General features: G+C 75.6%; 1 protein-coding gene. It reads left to right on the top strand.

Features of this window, described 5'->3' with window-relative positions; translation table 11 throughout:
* Positions 1 to 812: methylmalonyl-CoA mutase family protein (locus ND748_RS33090; RefSeq protein WP_251750168.1), on the top strand; the 812-nt coding region annotated here is incomplete at both ends.

Below are 812 nucleotides of genomic sequence, written 5' to 3'. Positions count from 1 at the left end.
GCCCGACCGGGCTCGCCGAGGCGGCCGCCCTGGCGGCGCGCTGCGTCGCCGAGTTCCCCGGCGTGCGCGCGTTCGTCGTCGACGCCCAGCCCTACCACCGGGCCGGTGGCAGCGACGCCGAGGAGCTCGGCGCATCGCTGGCCACCGGTGTCGCCTACCTGCGCACACTCACCGACGCCGGGCTGAGCCTGGCCGAGGCCCTCGGGCAGGTGGAGTTCCGGTACGCGGTCACCGCCGACCAGTTCTCCTCCATCGCGAAGCTGCGGGCCGCGCGCCGGTTGTGGTCCCGGGTCGCGCAGGTGTGCGGGGCCGAGCCGGCCGAGCGCGCCCAGCGCCAGCACGCGGTCACCTCGGCGGCGATGATGACGCGCCGCGATCCCTGGGTGAACATGCTGCGTACGACGCTGGCCTGCTTCGGCGCCGGCGTCGGCGGCGCGGACGCGGTGACGGTCCTGCCGTTCGACACCCGCCTCGGCCTGCCCGACGACTTCTCCCGGCGGATCGCCCGCAACACCCAGACCCTTTTGCAGGAGGAGTCGAGCCTGATCCGGGTGATCGACCCGGCCGGCGGTTCCTGGTTCGTCGAGTCGCTCACGGCCGAGCTCGCCGAGGCCGCCTGGGCCTGGTTCACCGAGATCGAGCGGGCCGGCGGGATCGTCGCCGCCCTGCGCTCGGGTCTCGTCGCCGAGCGGATCGCGGCCACCTGGGCGAAGCGCGCCGAGGCGATCGCCCACCGGCGCGATCCCCTCACCGGCGTCAGCGAGTTCCCGAACGTGGCCGAGACCCTCCCCACGCGGGCCCCGGCCCCGGCC

The organism is Frankia sp. AiPs1 (assembly GCF_023716945.1).
Taxonomy (GTDB): domain Bacteria; phylum Actinomycetota; class Actinomycetes; order Frankiales; family Frankiaceae; genus Frankia.
Note: the sequence above shows the minus strand (reverse complement) of the source record. Positions and strands in the feature narration are given on the sequence as shown.